This window comes from Mycolicibacterium stellerae (genome assembly GCF_003719305.1).
Taxonomy (GTDB): Bacteria; Actinomycetota; Actinomycetes; order Mycobacteriales; family Mycobacteriaceae; genus Mycobacterium; species Mycobacterium stellerae.
In genome coordinates, this window is the sequence record NZ_RARC01000006.1 from 37,706 (window position 1) to 51,682 (window position 13,977).

General features: G+C 63.8%; 14 protein-coding genes, 2 tRNA genes and 1 pseudogene. 9 read left to right on the forward strand and 8 right to left on the reverse strand.

Annotated elements, in window-relative coordinates; translation table 11 throughout:
• The first annotated feature begins 80 nt into the window (after window positions 1–80).
• The 3 genes from D6M19_RS10220 to D6M19_RS10230 all read left to right on the forward strand — a co-directional run bounded on the left by D6M19_RS10220 (window position 81) and on the right by D6M19_RS10230 (window position 5,355).
• A complete protein-coding gene (locus D6M19_RS10220) occupies window positions 81–1,487 on the forward strand; it encodes an NAD(P)/FAD-dependent oxidoreductase (RefSeq protein WP_123025101.1) in 1,407 nt (468 codons plus the stop codon).
• Window positions 1,488–1,913: 426 nt separating this feature from the next.
• Window positions 1,914–3,749 (forward strand): pyruvate kinase, encoded by a 1,836-nt coding sequence (locus tag D6M19_RS10225; protein ID WP_123025271.1) that lies wholly within the window; start codon window positions 1,914–1,916, stop codon window positions 3,747–3,749.
• A 58-nt stretch (window positions 3,750–3,807) separates the two neighbouring features.
• Window positions 3,808–5,355, forward strand: coding sequence for a CYTH and CHAD domain-containing protein (locus D6M19_RS10230; protein WP_407665321.1), 1,548 nt, complete (start codon window positions 3,808–3,810; stop codon window positions 5,353–5,355).
• A 15-nt stretch (window positions 5,356–5,370) separates the two neighbouring features.
• Here the strand turns inward: D6M19_RS10230 and D6M19_RS10235 are convergent, their stop codons facing one another.
• Window positions 5,371–5,967 carry a TetR/AcrR family transcriptional regulator gene (locus D6M19_RS10235; RefSeq protein ID WP_123025103.1) on the reverse strand — a complete coding sequence of 199 codons (597 nt, stop codon included), beginning with the start codon at window positions 5,965–5,967 and terminating at the stop codon, window positions 5,371–5,373.
• Window positions 5,968–6,093: 126 nt separating this feature from the next.
• Between D6M19_RS10235 and D6M19_RS10240 the strand changes: the two genes are divergently transcribed.
• The 3 genes from D6M19_RS10240 (at window position 6,094) to D6M19_RS10250 (ending at window position 8,307) form a co-directional block, all read left to right on the forward strand.
• Entirely contained in the window at window positions 6,094–6,828 is a 735-nt protein-coding gene (locus D6M19_RS10240) for an SDR family NAD(P)-dependent oxidoreductase (RefSeq protein ID WP_123025272.1), read from the forward strand.
• Window positions 6,829–7,074: 246 nt separating this feature from the next.
• Window positions 7,075–7,497, forward strand: a complete 423-nt coding sequence (locus tag D6M19_RS10245) for a nuclear transport factor 2 family protein (RefSeq protein WP_123025104.1) — start codon at window positions 7,075–7,077, stop codon at window positions 7,495–7,497.
• A gap of 183 nt (window positions 7,498–7,680) precedes the next feature.
• Entirely contained in the window at window positions 7,681–8,307 is a 627-nt protein-coding gene (locus D6M19_RS10250; protein WP_123025105.1) for an NADPH-dependent F420 reductase, read from the forward strand.
• Between the two features lie 163 nt (window positions 8,308–8,470).
• Here the strand turns inward: D6M19_RS10250 and D6M19_RS10255 are convergent.
• Window positions 8,471–8,705: pseudogene (locus D6M19_RS10255) on the reverse strand (IS3-like element ISMysp3 family transposase); the annotation flags it as partial.
• A gap of 81 nt (window positions 8,706–8,786) precedes the next feature.
• On the opposite strand from D6M19_RS10255, the gene D6M19_RS10260 reads away from it, so the two are divergent.
• Window positions 8,787–9,434: a sensor domain-containing protein gene (locus tag D6M19_RS10260; RefSeq protein ID WP_164478422.1), complete on the forward strand. Its 648-nt coding sequence runs from the start codon at window positions 8,787–8,789 to the stop codon at window positions 9,432–9,434.
• A 178-nt stretch (window positions 9,435–9,612) separates the two neighbouring features.
• On the opposite strand, the gene D6M19_RS10265 is transcribed toward D6M19_RS10260, so the two are convergent.
• A tRNA-OTHER gene (locus D6M19_RS10265) sits at window positions 9,613–9,683 on the reverse strand.
• Window positions 9,684–9,960: 277 nt separating this feature from the next.
• On the opposite strand from D6M19_RS10265, the gene D6M19_RS10270 reads away from it, so the two are divergent.
• On the forward strand, window positions 9,961–10,503 hold the full coding sequence (locus tag D6M19_RS10270) for a hypothetical protein (RefSeq protein WP_123025107.1): 543 nt from the start codon (window positions 9,961–9,963) through the stop codon (window positions 10,501–10,503).
• The gene (locus D6M19_RS34200) at window positions 10,500–11,525 is read left to right on the forward strand and encodes a hypothetical protein (protein WP_164478423.1); all 1,026 of its coding nucleotides are present in this window, start codon (window positions 10,500–10,502) and stop codon (window positions 11,523–11,525) included. The genes D6M19_RS10270 and D6M19_RS34200 overlap by 4 nt, the downstream gene beginning before the upstream one ends.
• Window positions 11,526–11,531: 6 nt before the next feature.
• Here the strand turns inward: D6M19_RS34200 and D6M19_RS10275 are convergent, their stop codons facing one another.
• The 5 genes from D6M19_RS10275 to D6M19_RS10295 all read right to left on the reverse strand — a co-directional run bounded on the left by D6M19_RS10275 (window position 11,532) and on the right by D6M19_RS10295 (window position 13,902).
• Window positions 11,532–11,990: a site-specific integrase gene (locus D6M19_RS10275; RefSeq protein ID WP_123025108.1), complete on the reverse strand. Its 459-nt coding sequence runs from the start codon at window positions 11,988–11,990 to the stop codon at window positions 11,532–11,534.
• A 137-nt stretch (window positions 11,991–12,127) separates the two neighbouring features.
• Complete coding sequence (locus D6M19_RS34205; RefSeq protein WP_164478425.1) at window positions 12,128–12,502, reverse strand: hypothetical protein; 375 nt, start codon at window positions 12,500–12,502, stop codon at window positions 12,128–12,130.
• 141 nt (window positions 12,503–12,643) lie between these two features.
• Window positions 12,644–12,720 (reverse strand) — tRNA-Ile (locus D6M19_RS10285).
• 46 nt (window positions 12,721–12,766) lie between these two features.
• Complete coding sequence (locus tag D6M19_RS10290) at window positions 12,767–13,273, reverse strand: SRPBCC family protein (RefSeq protein ID WP_123025273.1); 507 nt, start codon at window positions 13,271–13,273, stop codon at window positions 12,767–12,769.
• A complete protein-coding gene (locus D6M19_RS10295) occupies window positions 13,273–13,902 on the reverse strand; it encodes a nitroreductase family protein (protein ID WP_123025274.1) in 630 nt (209 codons plus the stop codon). Before D6M19_RS10295 ends, D6M19_RS10290 begins: the two co-directional genes overlap by 1 nt.
• Window positions 13,903–13,977: the final 75 nt, after the last annotated feature.

Genomic DNA, 13,977 nt, shown 5'->3' on the forward strand with positions numbered 1-13,977 from the left:
AGCCTGCCTGATTCCGCAGACCGCAGACAGATCCGGTTACGCCGTGATGAGCTGGTCTTTGATGGTGAAGGAGGTGACTGATGAACAACGGCCGAACAAGGGTGTTGATCATCGGAGGTGGATTTGGCGGGTTGTTCTGTGCGCGCAGGTTGGGGCGTGTCGATGTCGACGTGACACTGCTTGACCGCGCTGCCTGCCACGTGTTCCAGCCGCTTCTTTACCAATGTGCCACAGGGACACTGAGCATCGGACAAATCAGCCGCTCACTGCGCGAGGAGCTCGCTCGCCACCACAACGTCAGCACCCTGCTCGGCGAAGCGATCGACCTCGATGCAGACGCCCGCGTGGTCACCGCCCGCCGCCCCGACGAATCCACCTTCACACTTGACTACGACGTGCTGATAGTCGCCGTCGGAATGCGCCAGTCCTACATGGGCCATGAGGAATTCGCGCAGTGGGCGCCCGGGATGAAGACCCTCGACGACGCGTTGAGCGTCCGCCGCAGGCTGTTCGGCGCATTCGAGATGGCCGAGACTCTGCCCCCTGGCCCCGAGCGCGAGGCGTGGCTCACCTTCGCCATCGCCGGTGGCGGACCTACCGGCGTCGAGCTGGCCGGACAGATCCGCGAGATGGCGACCCGGGCGCTGGCTAAGGAGTTCCACAGCATCGAGCCCGAAGACGCCCGAGTGCTGCTGTTCGACGGCGGAAGCTGCGTTCTTGGCAGCTTCGCGCCGGCCCTCACCGACAAGGCGACAAAGATCCTGCAGGATTTGGGAGTCGAACTGCACATGGGCGTGCACGTCACCGACGTGCGGTTTGACGGCGTGACCGTCACACCGAAGGCGGGCGGCTCGCCAGAGGAATTTGCGGCCCGGACAGTCCTTTGGACGGCGGGCGTTGAGGCCGTGCCCTTTGCTCGGCGAATCGCAGACGTGCTCAAGGCCGAGTCGGATCGTGCCGGACGCATCGCGGTGGAGGCCGACCTGTCGGTGCCCGGGCATCCGGAGATCTTTGTCATCGGTGACCTCGTCGGCCGCGACCACCTACCCGGCGTGGCCGAGAACGCCATGCAGGGTGGACTGCACGCAGCGGCCTGCATTCGTCGCGATCTGGCAGGCAAGCCTCGGCGGCGCTACCGATACCGCGACCTCGGCTCTGCCGCCTACATCAGCCGCGGACACGCCCTGCTGCAAGCCGGCCCGATCAAGCTCGCCGGGTTCGTCGGTTGGCTGGGCTGGGGACTGATCCACATCGCGTTTCTGACCGGCGTGGAAAACCGCATCAGCACCGTCGCGACCTGGCTTGCCTCAATCGCCCGCGCCCGACGCACCGACCGGACCTTCACTCTCGGGAGCACGACCTCCCCCGAGCACCCCTACACCTGGTTGAAGTTCGTGCACCCCAACATGCTTGACGCGAAACGTCTTGCCGACAAGGCCCAAGCACACGCCCTGGAACGCAGGGGCGACGCTACAACCTCTTCGTAGCGCCACACATGCTCGTCGGTGGCCATTCTGCAGTGGAAGTCTTCCGTTGGTGCACTTGGACTTGATCGGCGCACTGGCACACGAACATTCACCCTTTGGTCATCTCTCGTTAATCCGTAAGCCTTCGTCACGTCACATTCGATGAAGCGCGAATACTCCGCCATCCCTTTGCCTCTAGCCCGAAGGCCTAATGGCCTTAGCGCCTTCGGCGTGGCGCGCGCATCCTTGCTGCAAGCGTCGTTCGCGGATCGCCAAGCGAAACAGAGAGAATCCAAGGTGCATGAGGATGTGGTAGTCAGCGAACCCATGGTCGACGACACACTCTTTAGTTCCGCCGCGCATGCCTGCGGAATCTCACCCCATTCGCGATAACATCGACGATCCAGGAGCGCATTCGTGTCATCATCTCGCCAAGCCGGTGCCCTAATACGCGACGACTCCCCCGCCGACCGTGAGCTGGTCCGCTTGCTCGAGCAACTCGACGACCTGCTCGACCGCCTCGAAGCGGCTGAATCGACGTGGCAGAAGTGGCTGGCCAGCGTTGCTGCCGACTATCGGTCCAGCGCACGAAACATCGTGCATTACTGGGCGATCCGGCAATGTGATCTACGTGACCTTCAAAGCCGGCTGGCCGCCTTCGGATTGTCGTCACTGGGGCGAAGCGAGTCACACGTACAGGCCTCGCTGCGGCTCGTGCGATGCGCCGTGCTCGCGATGCTCGAAGACTCGTGGCAACCACCTGCGCCCGCAGCCGTGCACGCCGAGGAGGGTCGGACCCTGTTACGGCGCAGGGCAGTCGAGTTGTTAGGGCCTGCGCCGGCCGATCGTGAGACCCGCATCATGGTCACACTGCCGTCGTCGGCCGCGACCGACCCGGATCTGATCCGCCGGTTGCTCGAACGCGGTATGAACGTCGCCCGCATCAACTGCGCCCACGACGATGCCGACGCGTGGCGTGCCATGGCCCGCCATGTGAGACACGCAAGCCTGATCACCGGGCGCGACTGCCTCGTCGCGATGGATCTCGCGGGGCCGAAGCTGCGCACCGGGCCGATCCAGCCAGGGCCCCGGTGCCTGAAACTCCGCCCTAGCCGCGACGTACTCGGCCGCGTCCTCGCCCCGGCGCGAGCGTGGCTGACGGCCGCCGAGAATCCAGCCACCGCGCCGGAACCAGGCATGGCGACACTGCCAGTGCCCGCGCACTGGCTGGCCCGCAGGCGAGAAGGCGACGTGGTCAGAGTGCGCGACGCTCGCGGCGCAAACCGCCAACTGCAGCTGAACAGCCCATCCGCCCGGACCGATGGATTCATCGGAACCACCGACAAGACAACGTATCTGGTCACCGGCACGGTGTTGCAGGTGGACAACGCCGAAGACCCAGCCGAGCTGGGACTGCTGCCTGAACGCGCGCAGAGCCTTCTGCTACGCCGGGGCGACCTGCTGAACCTCACCCGCGACTGTTCGCCCGCGCCCGTCTGCGCCGACGGTGTCGCGCAGATCGGCTGCACGCTGCCCGAGGTCTTCGACAACGCCCGAACCGGCGAAACGATCTATTTCGACGACGGCCGAATCGGTGGACAAATCGTGGCCGTCGACCCCGATGTGCTGCGGGTGCGGATCGAGCGCGCCGCCGTCGGCGGCTCAAAGCTACGCGCGGCCAAGGGCATCAACGTGCCCGACACCCACCTGCCTGTTGCGGCGTTGACGGACAAGGACATCACCGACCTGGCGACCGTGGTGGAGATTGCCGATCTCGTCGAGATGTCATTCGTGCAGGATCCCTCCGATCTGGTCAGCCTGCACGAGGCGCTGGCCAGCCTCGGTGGCGACCGTATTGGTGTCGTGCTCAAAATCGAGACACGCCGGGCATTTCAACACCTGCCGCAACTACTTCTGACAGCGATGAGGCGGCCACGCGTAGGAGTGATGATCGCGCGCGGCGACCTCGCGGTGGAAGTCGGCTACGAACGACTCGCCGAACTGCAGGAAGAGATCATGTGGCTGTGCGAAGCCGCACACCTTCCGGTGATCTGGGCCACCCAGGTCCTCGAGCAGCTCGCGAAGATTGGACTGCCCTCGCGCGCCGAAATCAGCGACGCCGCAATGGGTGAGCGAGCAGAGTGCGTCATGCTCAACAAGGGCCCGCACATCGATGAGGCGGTGGCGGTGTTAGAGGACATCCTGAGCCGAATGGCCGGGCATCACTACAAGAAGAACGCGTTGCTGCGTCAGCTGCGATCGTGGCATCCGGACGCCACGTGACCAGAGCTGCCTACACCCACAAGACGCCCAACGGAAGGAAGCCTCCTCGATGGAAAGCATCTCGAGTCGCGCGCCGGCGACCACTCGCCACCTGGAGGTTGAGCGCAAGTTCGATGTCGTCGAGTCAACGCCCGCACCGTCGTTCGACGGGCTGGCCCCCGTCGCCAGGGTGAGCCAGTCGCCGGCGCAGACACTCGATGCGGTCTACTTCGACACGGCTGGCCGCGACCTCGCGGCCCATCGCATCACCTTGCGGCGGCGCACCGGTGGCACCGACGCCGGATGGCACCTGAAGCTGCCGGTAGGACCCGATGCGCGCACCGAGATCCGCGCGCAGTTGGGCGAGAGCGGCGACGATAACGTGCCGCCCGGCCTACGCGACGTGGTGCTGGCAATCGCGCGCGACCGTCCCCTCGTGCCGGTGGCCCACATCTGCACCACCCGAATCGTTCACACGTTGTACGACGCGAATGACGCGGCGTTGGCCGAATTCGCCGACGACCGGGTCACCGCATCCGCCGGAGGTACCGACACCGAACAGCAGTGGCGGGAGTGGGAACTGGAATTGGCTGAACACGCCGCCTCACCCGGGAGTGCCGATGAGCACACGTTGACCCGGCTGAGTCGCCGGCTGCTCGACGCCGGCGCCGTCCCCGCCGGCCACGCATCGAAGCTGGCGCGAACACTCGGCTCGTCGGTCGTCGAATTGAAATCAGCTGCAGTGGAGCATGATTCGGTTCATCAGGCGGTCGCTGAGCAGATCGAGGCGCTGCTCGAGTGGGATCGGGCACTGCGCTCGGATAGCCCTGACTCGGTGCATCAAGTGCGCGTCACCATCCGCCAGATCCGCAGCCTGGTGCAGGCTTCACCGGCGGCGTTCGGGTTGTCAGAGGACGCGCAGATCCTCGATGAGCTGCGGGATCTGGCCGCGGTGTTGGGCACGGCCCGTGATGCCGAGGTGCTGGGCGACCGATATACGAAGGCCCTCGATGCGCTGCCGCAGCAGCTCGTGCGCGGGCCGATCCGCAGTCGGCTGGTCGACGGTGCGCGCGACCGTTATCGGTCGGGATGGCAGGCCTCGCTTGCCGTGATGCGATCTGAGCATTACTTCCGGTTGCTCGACGGGCTGGACGCATTGGTCGCGGCTGAGGCGTTGACGCCAACGCCCGGTGCCCGACAGCTGGCCGAGGCAACCATCGCCGACGGCTACAAACACGTCCGCAAACGGGTCAAGGCCGCGGCCGCGGCCGACGCCGGGGACCATGACCTAGCGCTGCACCAGATTCGCAAGAGCGCCAAGCGATTGCGCTACACCGCCGCGGCAACCGGGCAGATGAAGGTATCGGAGGCGGCCAAAGAGATTCAGACACTGCTGGGCGATCACCAAGACAGCGTCGTCAGCCGCGTCCATCTTGCTGAGCAGGCCAACGAAGCGCATACAGCCGGGGAGGACACCTTCACCTACGGCCTGCTTTACCACCAAGAAGCCGACCTCGCTGCCCAGTGCGAGCAGCAGCTCCACACCGCATTGAAGTCACTCGACAAGGCCGTCCACAAGGCGCTGAGACGGAGATCCGGTCTTGGCGGCAGCGCAGGACACCGTTAAAGCCCTTGCGGGGCACTAGTTCCCGCCTGCGTCGGGCGGTACCGCTGCCGTGGGGATGGCGTTGTCGATGAGCACGACTGCGATGGCGGCGGCGGTGGCGAAGGTTTCGGTGTTGAGGACCCGGTTGCGGGCCGAAGCGCCATCCAAGAGCAGCGCCAGTTGTTCGCCGAGCTGTTCGGGGTTGGTGGCGCCGGCCTCGCGCGCGGTTTCGGTGAGCCGCGCGGCAAATGCCTTCTTGTAGTCGGCGGCGTGTACGCGTGCCGGGTGATCCGGGTTGCGGATTTCGACGGCCGCCGCGATGAACGGGCACAGCGGTGCGTGAATGTCGAAGGCGGCGAGGAGCCGTTCGCGTGGGGAGAGGTCGGTGCGGTCGAACACCTCGGGCAGGATGTCGGGATCGAACCGGCGTAGGTGCTCGGCGATCAGCTCATCCTTGCCGGTGAAGTGCTGGTAGAAGGTGCGCTTGGATACCTGGGCCACCGCGCAGAGCTGGTCTAGGCCGGTGCTGTTGATGCCCTGATCGCGGAACAATTGTCGTGAAGCGCCCAGGATGCGCTCTCGTGCGCCCCGGCCGCGGCGCAGGCCCCGCGGCCCCTTCTCCAACTCCGTCATGCACCCAGCGTAGCCCAGTTTGGTACGGATCGGTGTACATAGCTTGCGCTCCGCATCATCGTTCGATAAGTTAAGCACGCTGATCGGTGTACATAACATCGACACCGTTGAACGGATGGAGTGATCGTGGGAAAGCTCGACGGCAAGGTCGCGGTCATCACCGGCGCGACAAGTGGGATGGCGCTGGCCGGTGCCAAGTTGTTCGCTGACGAAGGAGCTCACGTCTTCATCACGGGCCGACGGCAGGATGCGGTGGACAAGGCCGTCAAACAGATCGGGCGGAATGTCACTGGCGTGCAGGGCGATTCGGCCGACCTCAACCATCTGGACCGTTTGTTCGGCACCGTCAAACAGGAAAAGGGCGCGATCGACGTGCTGTGGGCCAGCGCCGGGGTCGGCAAGCAAGCCAAGCTCGGCGAGATCACCGAGGAGGACTTCCACGACGCCTTCTGGTTGAACGCGCGCGGCACGCTTTTCACGGTCCAGAAAGCGCTGCCGCTGTTCAACGACGGCGGCTCGATCTTCATGACCGGGTCAAACGCTTCGCTGCGGGGCTACCCCAACTGGAGCGTGTACGCCGGGAGCAAGGCCGTACTCCCCGCCTACGCACGGGTGTGGGTGTCGGAGTTGAGGGACAGGAAGATCCGAGTGAACGTGCTGACCCCCGGCCAGGTCGCCTCACCAATGCTGGAACAGGTAATGGACGAGGAGATGAAGGCGCAGTTCGAGTCGGTGATCCCGCGCCGAGAGATGGGCCGCCCCGAGGAGATCGCGTCGGCCGCGTTGTTCCTCGCCTCCGACGACTCGAGCTACGTCAACGGCATGGAGCTGGTCGTCGACGGCGGCACCACAGTCATCTGAGTGACAGACACCGGGACGGACGCCGACGAAGACGTCGTCGCACCGGACCGCGGCCACCAGCGCAGAACGGTACCAGCTCTCCGGATCAGAATCCGTTGTGGCCGTCCGCTTTTCGGGTCATCGACTAGCCACGCGCCTGAAAGGACGGCCACCGGGCCGGATGACCTGGCACACCAACGAATTGAACGGGTGGACGGAACACCAACCAGGTCACCCCACGAGCAACAAATGACTCAAGGAGCAACCATGACTACGTTCGCCCCGCACCGCGACACCGTCGAGGCCTTCGTCGACCACATGCACGGCGGCGCCGACAAAGACGCCCTTTCCGCAATCCTCGCCGAGGACGTGGTGCTGTACAGCCCACTCGGTGATGAGCCAACCACTGGCCGCGAGTCAGTCCTGAAAGCTATGCAGGGTGTCGGCGGGTCGGCCGACCTCGCCTACAAGGAAGTCCTCAGCGGCGAGACGCACCACGCCGCATACTTTCGGCTGCAGATCGAAGACATCGCGGTCGATGGAATGGACTACATCCGGCTCAATGCGGACGGCAAGATCGCCGAGGTGACCATATTTTGGCGCCCGCTGCCGTCCGGCGTCCAGATGCAAGGACGCCTTGCCGATGGACTCGGCATGCAGCCCTGGGAACTGCGCACGCAAACAAGGTAACGGTGAAGCCCGATCCCCAGGTGGGCAAGTAGTTGCCGCACCGGATGGGCCGCTGTCGCCGACACCTCCGGGTCGGCCATTTCACCCGAACCCGGCCAAACCTCAACGTCACCCACCCGGGCCACCGGCCCCGGGGAAGAACGAGATAAAGCGGAAGATCGAGACCGCAGAAGAGAGCACACCATGAACAGCATCAGCATCATCGGCACCGGGAACATGACCCGCGCCATCGGCGCGCTGGCGGTAGCCGGCGGCAACACCGTCGAGGTCATCGGCCGCGACCAGTCCAAGGCCGCTGAGCTGGCCAAGGCTCTCGGCGGCGGCGCCAGGACGGGAGAGTTCGGCGCCGCGCCGGCCGGCGACATCGTGATCGTGGCCCTGAGGTACGCCGATGTCGTTCCGGTCGTCACCCAGTACGGAAACGCGCTGGCGGGCAAGGTCATCGTCGACATCAGCAACCCCTTCAATGCCGAGGCCGACGGGCTGGCCATCCCCGATGACACCTCGATCGCACAGGAGGTCGCCAAGGTGACCCCGGCTGGCGCCAACGTGGTGAAGGCCTTCAACACCGTCTTCGGTCATGTCCTGAAGGAGGGTCGGACGCTGGATGTGTTCTTCGCTGGCGACGATGCGCAGGCCAAGGCACACGTGTCGGAGTTCATCGCGAGCCTCGGGCTGCGCCCGCTGGACGTCGGCGGCTTGAACATGGCGCACTGGCTGGAAGGAACGGGCCTGATCCTCATGGGTCTCGCCCGTCACGGGGTCGGCCAATGGGATATCGCTCTCGGCGCCAACGAATTTGACGGCTGAGCGCACCCGCGCGCTAGGCCAAGCCGTGAACGAACGCGGGCGCTGTGCACCCTCGAAATGGTTGATGAGTCGCTGAAAGGTGTTGGTATGTCCGACGTCAACGTGGGCCACCGATCGCCTGCGAGCAGAGGAGCCTCGCGATGAAGCTTGGTTTCGTCATTCACGATTCGGGCTGGCGGCGGCCGTGTTCGTCGGGCTCGTAGAAGCCGGCCAGGACCTCGGTGATGGCGGCATCCCACAAGGACCGCTTCGAGGACGCCCGCACCGCATGGGCATAGAACGTTCGCGGGGAGATCTGGACGCCGCGCTCGGTGAGAACGCGGCAGATCGGAGCCACCCCGAAGCGGTCTGTTGTTCTCGGCGATGAACGCACAGACCGAACCGGTCAGCGGCGGTTGCACGTTTACTGAACGGGGCACCTAAGCGCCAACTAGGGTGAGGCTGTGTGGTGTTTCCGGACGCCAGGCCGCCTGGCCGCAGTGTGGATTGCGTTGCTGGTGGTTGCTGCATCCGGCCTGACGAGTTGCTCACGCGATGTTTCCGGCTCGCCGGTCAAATCAAGCGCGATGGCTGTCGATCTCGGTACCGTCCTGCTCGACCCTGACGAAATCGATGACGTGATGGGTACCAGCGGCTCTGAAGTAGTGGATGAGGGAGACGCACCCGACGACACGATCGATGCGGACCCGCCAGAATGCCACGGGCTGGTCTACATCGCTGGCGAGATCGAATACGCGCCCACAAATTTCACCGAGATGCGTTGGCGGATTGTCGGGGCCGACAACGTCAGCAGCGTTGTAGAGATGGCGGCGCAGCTCCCTTCGGTCGCGAACGCGGATGAGTTCATCGATAAGCAAGCCAAGGCGTGGGAAGGGTGTCGCGACGAAGTCATCACCAGCAAAGACAAGGTGAGTGGCTCGACAACGCAAGACCGCGTGACAGCGGTGAAAACTCGCCCTCACACTGTGATCGCGTCAGCGCTTACGGAGTCAACCCAGGTGCGTTGTCAGCACGTCCTACAGGCGGTGTCGAACGTCATTCTCGACGTAAGCGCCTGCGGCGACAGCGTTTCAGCTCCAGCCGAAGCGATCGCGTCGAAGCTCGCCGACCGAGTCCAGCCCGGTTAACGGAATCGACAGCCCTCACTGACCACCGCCTGATACCGCTGCTCGGCCACGCTCAACTCCCTCATCTGAAGGAGTGTCAAGGATCAACCGAAGTAGATGTCAACCATCAGCCGAAACACTGTCAGGCATCACCCGAAGCCAAACGTCAAGCATCAACCGACGTAATACACGTCTGACGTGGGGCGGGCGGGGCTCGAACCCGCGACCAATGGATTATGAGTCCATTTTCGGCGCCGCTCTGACCTGCGCAGACAATGTCCTCTCGCCTGCGTATCACCTGCAAGAGGTGAGTTTCGGGTGTTTTGGGGTGGGTCTCCGGTTGGGTCTGGAATGGCCCCTGATAGCCCCCTGGCTGCCGGGGTAACGCCGGGCTAGCGCCGGGTTTGTTCGTACGGCTAAGACACGCAGCGCGACACACCAATATGCGTCGGGTCGCGGTCGTAGACTGAACCAGTCGCTCGAACACATGAGCGAGCAATAGTGCACGCGGATATTGGGTGCGCACACCGGCAAAGTTGGAGCAAGTATGACCGTGAACGAGAACACTTCGGCCGAGCACATCGACGCGGAACCGGAAGTTACCTTCTTCGCGCCCGTGCGGCCCACGGTCGTGCAGGCGCTGCGACCGGGAGATGAAATCCTGGTACCAACGGATGACGGTCCGTTCCCTCACGTAGCGCAACGCGCCCGAATAACCGATATCCGAGACGACGAAGCATCGCGGTTGATCACCGTCAACGGCGACCTGATCGGCGAAGTGAGCGGGCTGTTCGAGAAGCCAGCCAACCCCGGCGAAGTCCTTCATCGACTGGTCCAACCTGGCGAGCCGCCCCAAAACGAATCATCAATCCTCGTGCGAGGCGACAAGTTGTGGAAGTGGATCGGCGCAACGATGAATGTTGCCGACCAGCCAGAGCAGTTCATCCTACTTGCATGGCAACGCGTCCAAGACGACGAGATCGACGGGGAGGCAATCGAAGTACGAATGCGAAGCGTATGGAACCCGAGAAAGACGGTGACGCAGACCGCCATGTTGGATTCAACGATTGCCTTTAAGGGCTACCGTTGACCGTAGCGGCGGGCGACACCCAAGAACGGCCTCTGGAAGGGCACTTCGCCTGCGGCAATGGACTTTTCATAGCCATCGAGTGCATCGGGCACAGTTACAGCACAAAGACGACGACCCGTGATGTGTCGCTTTCATTGCCAACGCTGAAACAAAATTGGCAAGAAGGTCGTCTGGATCCACCCACTTGGACATACCGACACGCTCGGGAGGCGAACGCCGACATCCAGGACGAGAAGTTCGATTGGGGCGTCACCGTGGGATTCCACGACGAGCCGGACGGATCACAAGCACCTGACTATGCGCGGATCAGTCGACTTCGGTTCGAGACAACTATTGCAACAACACGCCTGGCTGCCGACTTCTTTAAGGTGCGTGCGGAAGCTGTACGCGAACTCGAATCCTGTTGGGCACTAACAAGTTCTTGGATATCGATCTTCACAAGGCAGAACTCCGTTACTGTCGGCAAAGCTGGCAGCGGTATGCGTGTGGGATCAATCGTTAACTGGAGTGGCGACAACAACTACCGAGTTAACGTATCGACTGATACGAGCAGTCCTGTGTTGAGCGCGGCAGGCGTAGACATCCTCGATCACCAGACTCTAACCGCCTGCCTTGCGTTGGCCGCGAGACAAACCATGCCGCCGCTTGAGTGGACCTTCATTCGAGATGCGCGATCGTTGGTCACCGCGAAGGAGTACCGACGTGCCGCAATCGATGCTTGTACCGCATCTGAGTTGGCCCTAACGGCACTCATCGACAACAAATTTGACGCTGACGGCATCCCTGCTGCTGCCCGCAAGGCGCAATTTGATACACACCACGGGATTTCAAAACTCACACAACTTCACAGAAAAGTTGGTGCCGCGGGGGTTCTGCCCACACGACTTGTACAAGACGTCGGTGCGCTTCGCAATAAGGCCGCTCACCGGGGCTACGATCCGACGCCAACCGAAACCGCCCTCGCTATTCAGACAGCCACCACTGTCGTTGAACTTGTCAGCCCGCTATCGGGGTATCGCTAGCTCTTGCTAGCCAAACAGCGGGACGACGTTGCTCGGCAGCTTCACCGGGGCGATTGGTTCAGGCAGCTTGTTTCCCGCCGTGTCATCGTCGCTGGGAATCCACCCGCCATAGACGTCGAGCGTGAGCGTGTAGGTGCTGTTGCCAAGCCACTGCGACACCTGCATGAAAGGCGTGCCAGCCGACAGTTGCAGGGTCGCGAAGGTGTGCCGGAGATCGTGGAGCCGGACGCCTTGCACGGCGGGTGAATCTTTGGTGGCCGGTCGGCTCGCCGGTAGTCCCACCGCTTCCAACGCGGGACGCATCAGGTTCTTGTAGAACGCGCCGGGGTCAACAGGTTCGGTGAAATCCAACGGCGCAATCGCCCGGCATCCACGCCGCCGCGCACCGCCCAGAGCGCGGTTCGGCCACAACGGTGCGGTCCGCTCATCGGAACGCGGATGAACCGTGTCGAGATAGTCGCGCACGAGCCATTGTCGGGACAACAGCCCGCGCAGGGAAGTGCGTCGCACGCGATGCCCGCGAATCCTGGCCCCTCCGAGTTCTCGCCAGGGCCAGGTATGCCGAAGTCGCGTTACCGCCCGACGATCGCCAGCGAGACGCTTTAGCCGTCGGCTGTGTGTGGGTCAGGATGCTTCTCCCACCCGGCGGAGTAGTGCTCGCCAGCAGCGATCAAGAGACGGAGTTCTACGCCTCGCGCCAACGCCGCATCGAACGCCGTCCGGGTGTCCGGCCAGTACTTCGCGATGACCTTCTCGCCCCCGAAGGTGTCGAAGGTCACCCTTCGCAATTCATCTCGTGTCTTCGGCTCACCGAGGTACCGGGCAACGGCGGCGACCATCTGTGCGCCCCGAAGTCGCTCGGGATGATCAGGCACGCTGAAGCGCTTTAACCGTTCCGGTGGGTCGTCGTCTCCAGCGGAGAGCTTCGGGACTTGGTGTAGCCCTGTCCCGTCAGGGTCGTCCGCAGGGCTGTACATGGCCCGACGGTAAGCGCACCCAACCGGGTCTGAAGGCGATTTAACAGACCAGGTGCGCCCAGGTGCCGGGGTGACGCCGGGGTGAAGAGCGTCGCCGAGAACTGTCGTCCGACTGAAACACCCATTTAGCAGGCCTTTTCTTGGTGGGGCGGGCGGGGCTCGAACCCGCGACCAATGGATTATGAGTCCACGGCTCTAACCAACTGAGCTACCGCCCCCGGTGCACGGCCTTAGACACTAGCGCCCGCGCAGATCGCATCGCGCTCAGCCCGTCGACCACGCCAGTCGCCTGGTCGCGCCCGCGAAGCTCAGTGCGTGCTCGTAGGTGGCCATGTTGTCGGTCGAGATCTTGTCGTGGACGCGGCGTTCGAGCAGGAATCGAAGCACCGGACTGTAGGCGTGATAAGTCTCGTGAAACGTCAGACGGGTGGTGCCGTCGGGCTGCTCTTCGAGCTGGTGATAGCCCTCGGCACGGGACCACAGCGGCTTGGCGATCGCCACATAACGGGACAACTCATTGGTGCGGGCCTCGGTGACCGTCTCCCACGATCTCGCCTTGCCGCCGGACAGCAGGTAGTGAGGCACGTCGAAGACGCATGTGCGGACCAGCCCTTGGCCGGCCTCGTCGCCTTCGTTGAGGATCTCGATGCGGCCCGCGGGATATTCGATGATGCGCGGAAGCGCTGCCCCCGGCGGCGGTGGCGGATGAAGCACCCGCCAGACCTTGCGCGGCGGGGCGTCGACCGCGAACGTCGCCGTGAAGGACCGCATCAGTGCGCGTCCCAGGTGTTCCATGAGGTGATCGTCTCGACGGGCGGCCGCGCGGCGGGCTTGAAGTCGGTGCCGACCGTGTACGCAACCGGAAGCAGTGCCGCCTGCGTGACGGTGTCGGGTATGCCCAGGATTTCGGCGACCTCGGCGGCCTTCATGAGGTGCAACGTGGTCCACACCGATCCAAGACCACGCGCCCGCAGCGCGAGCATGAAGCTCCACGCGGCGGGAATGATCGATGCCCATTCAGACGCCGCGACGACCAACTCGGTTTGGTTCAGGCGGCCCTCGACACACGGGATCACGTGGACTGGAACTCGAGCCAGGGTCTGGCTGAGCGCATGCGCGCTCTCGTACACCCTCCTGGTTTGCGGGTCCTCCGCGGTCTTCGCGGCCTGCGCCAGATAGGCCTCGCCACAGCTGCGGTAGATGTCGGCGATGGCTGCCCGTTTGTCGGCGTCGGTGACCACCATCCACCGCCAATTCTGGCCGTTGCTCGACGTAGGAGCCTGAATCGCCAAGCGCAGGCATTCGAGGATCACGTCCCGCTCGACCGGCCTGTTGAGGTCGAGGCGGCGTCGAACCGCCCTCGTCGTCGAGAGCACCTCGTCGACCGCTGCGATGTCCACGGCCGCCAATCCTGCCACTTGGCGATGGGGTGTCACGCTGCAGTTGCCATCCTGCCAACCAGTGTCGATCTACGA

Excerpts from the sequence above, each read along its gene's own strand:
- D6M19_RS10220 (WP_123025101.1), top strand. The coding sequence starts at position 81 with ATGAACAACGGCCGAACAAGGGTGTTGATCATCGGAGGTGGATTTGGC.
- D6M19_RS10235 (WP_123025103.1), bottom strand. The coding sequence starts at position 5,967 with ATGACGGAGTTGGAGAAGGGGCCGCGGGGCCTGCGCCGCGGCCGGGGC.
- D6M19_RS10245 (WP_123025104.1), top strand. The coding sequence starts at position 7,075 with ATGACTACGTTCGCCCCGCACCGCGACACCGTCGAGGCCTTCGTCGAC.
- D6M19_RS10250 (WP_123025105.1), top strand. The coding sequence starts at position 7,681 with ATGAACAGCATCAGCATCATCGGCACCGGGAACATGACCCGCGCCATC.
- D6M19_RS10270 (WP_123025107.1), top strand. The coding sequence starts at position 9,961 with ATGACCGTGAACGAGAACACTTCGGCCGAGCACATCGACGCGGAACCG.
- D6M19_RS34205 (WP_164478425.1), bottom strand. The coding sequence starts at position 12,502 with ATGTACAGCCCTGCGGACGACCCTGACGGGACAGGGCTACACCAAGTC.
- D6M19_RS10290 (WP_123025273.1), bottom strand. The coding sequence starts at position 13,273 with ATGCGGTCCTTCACGGCGACGTTCGCGGTCGACGCCCCGCCGCGCAAG.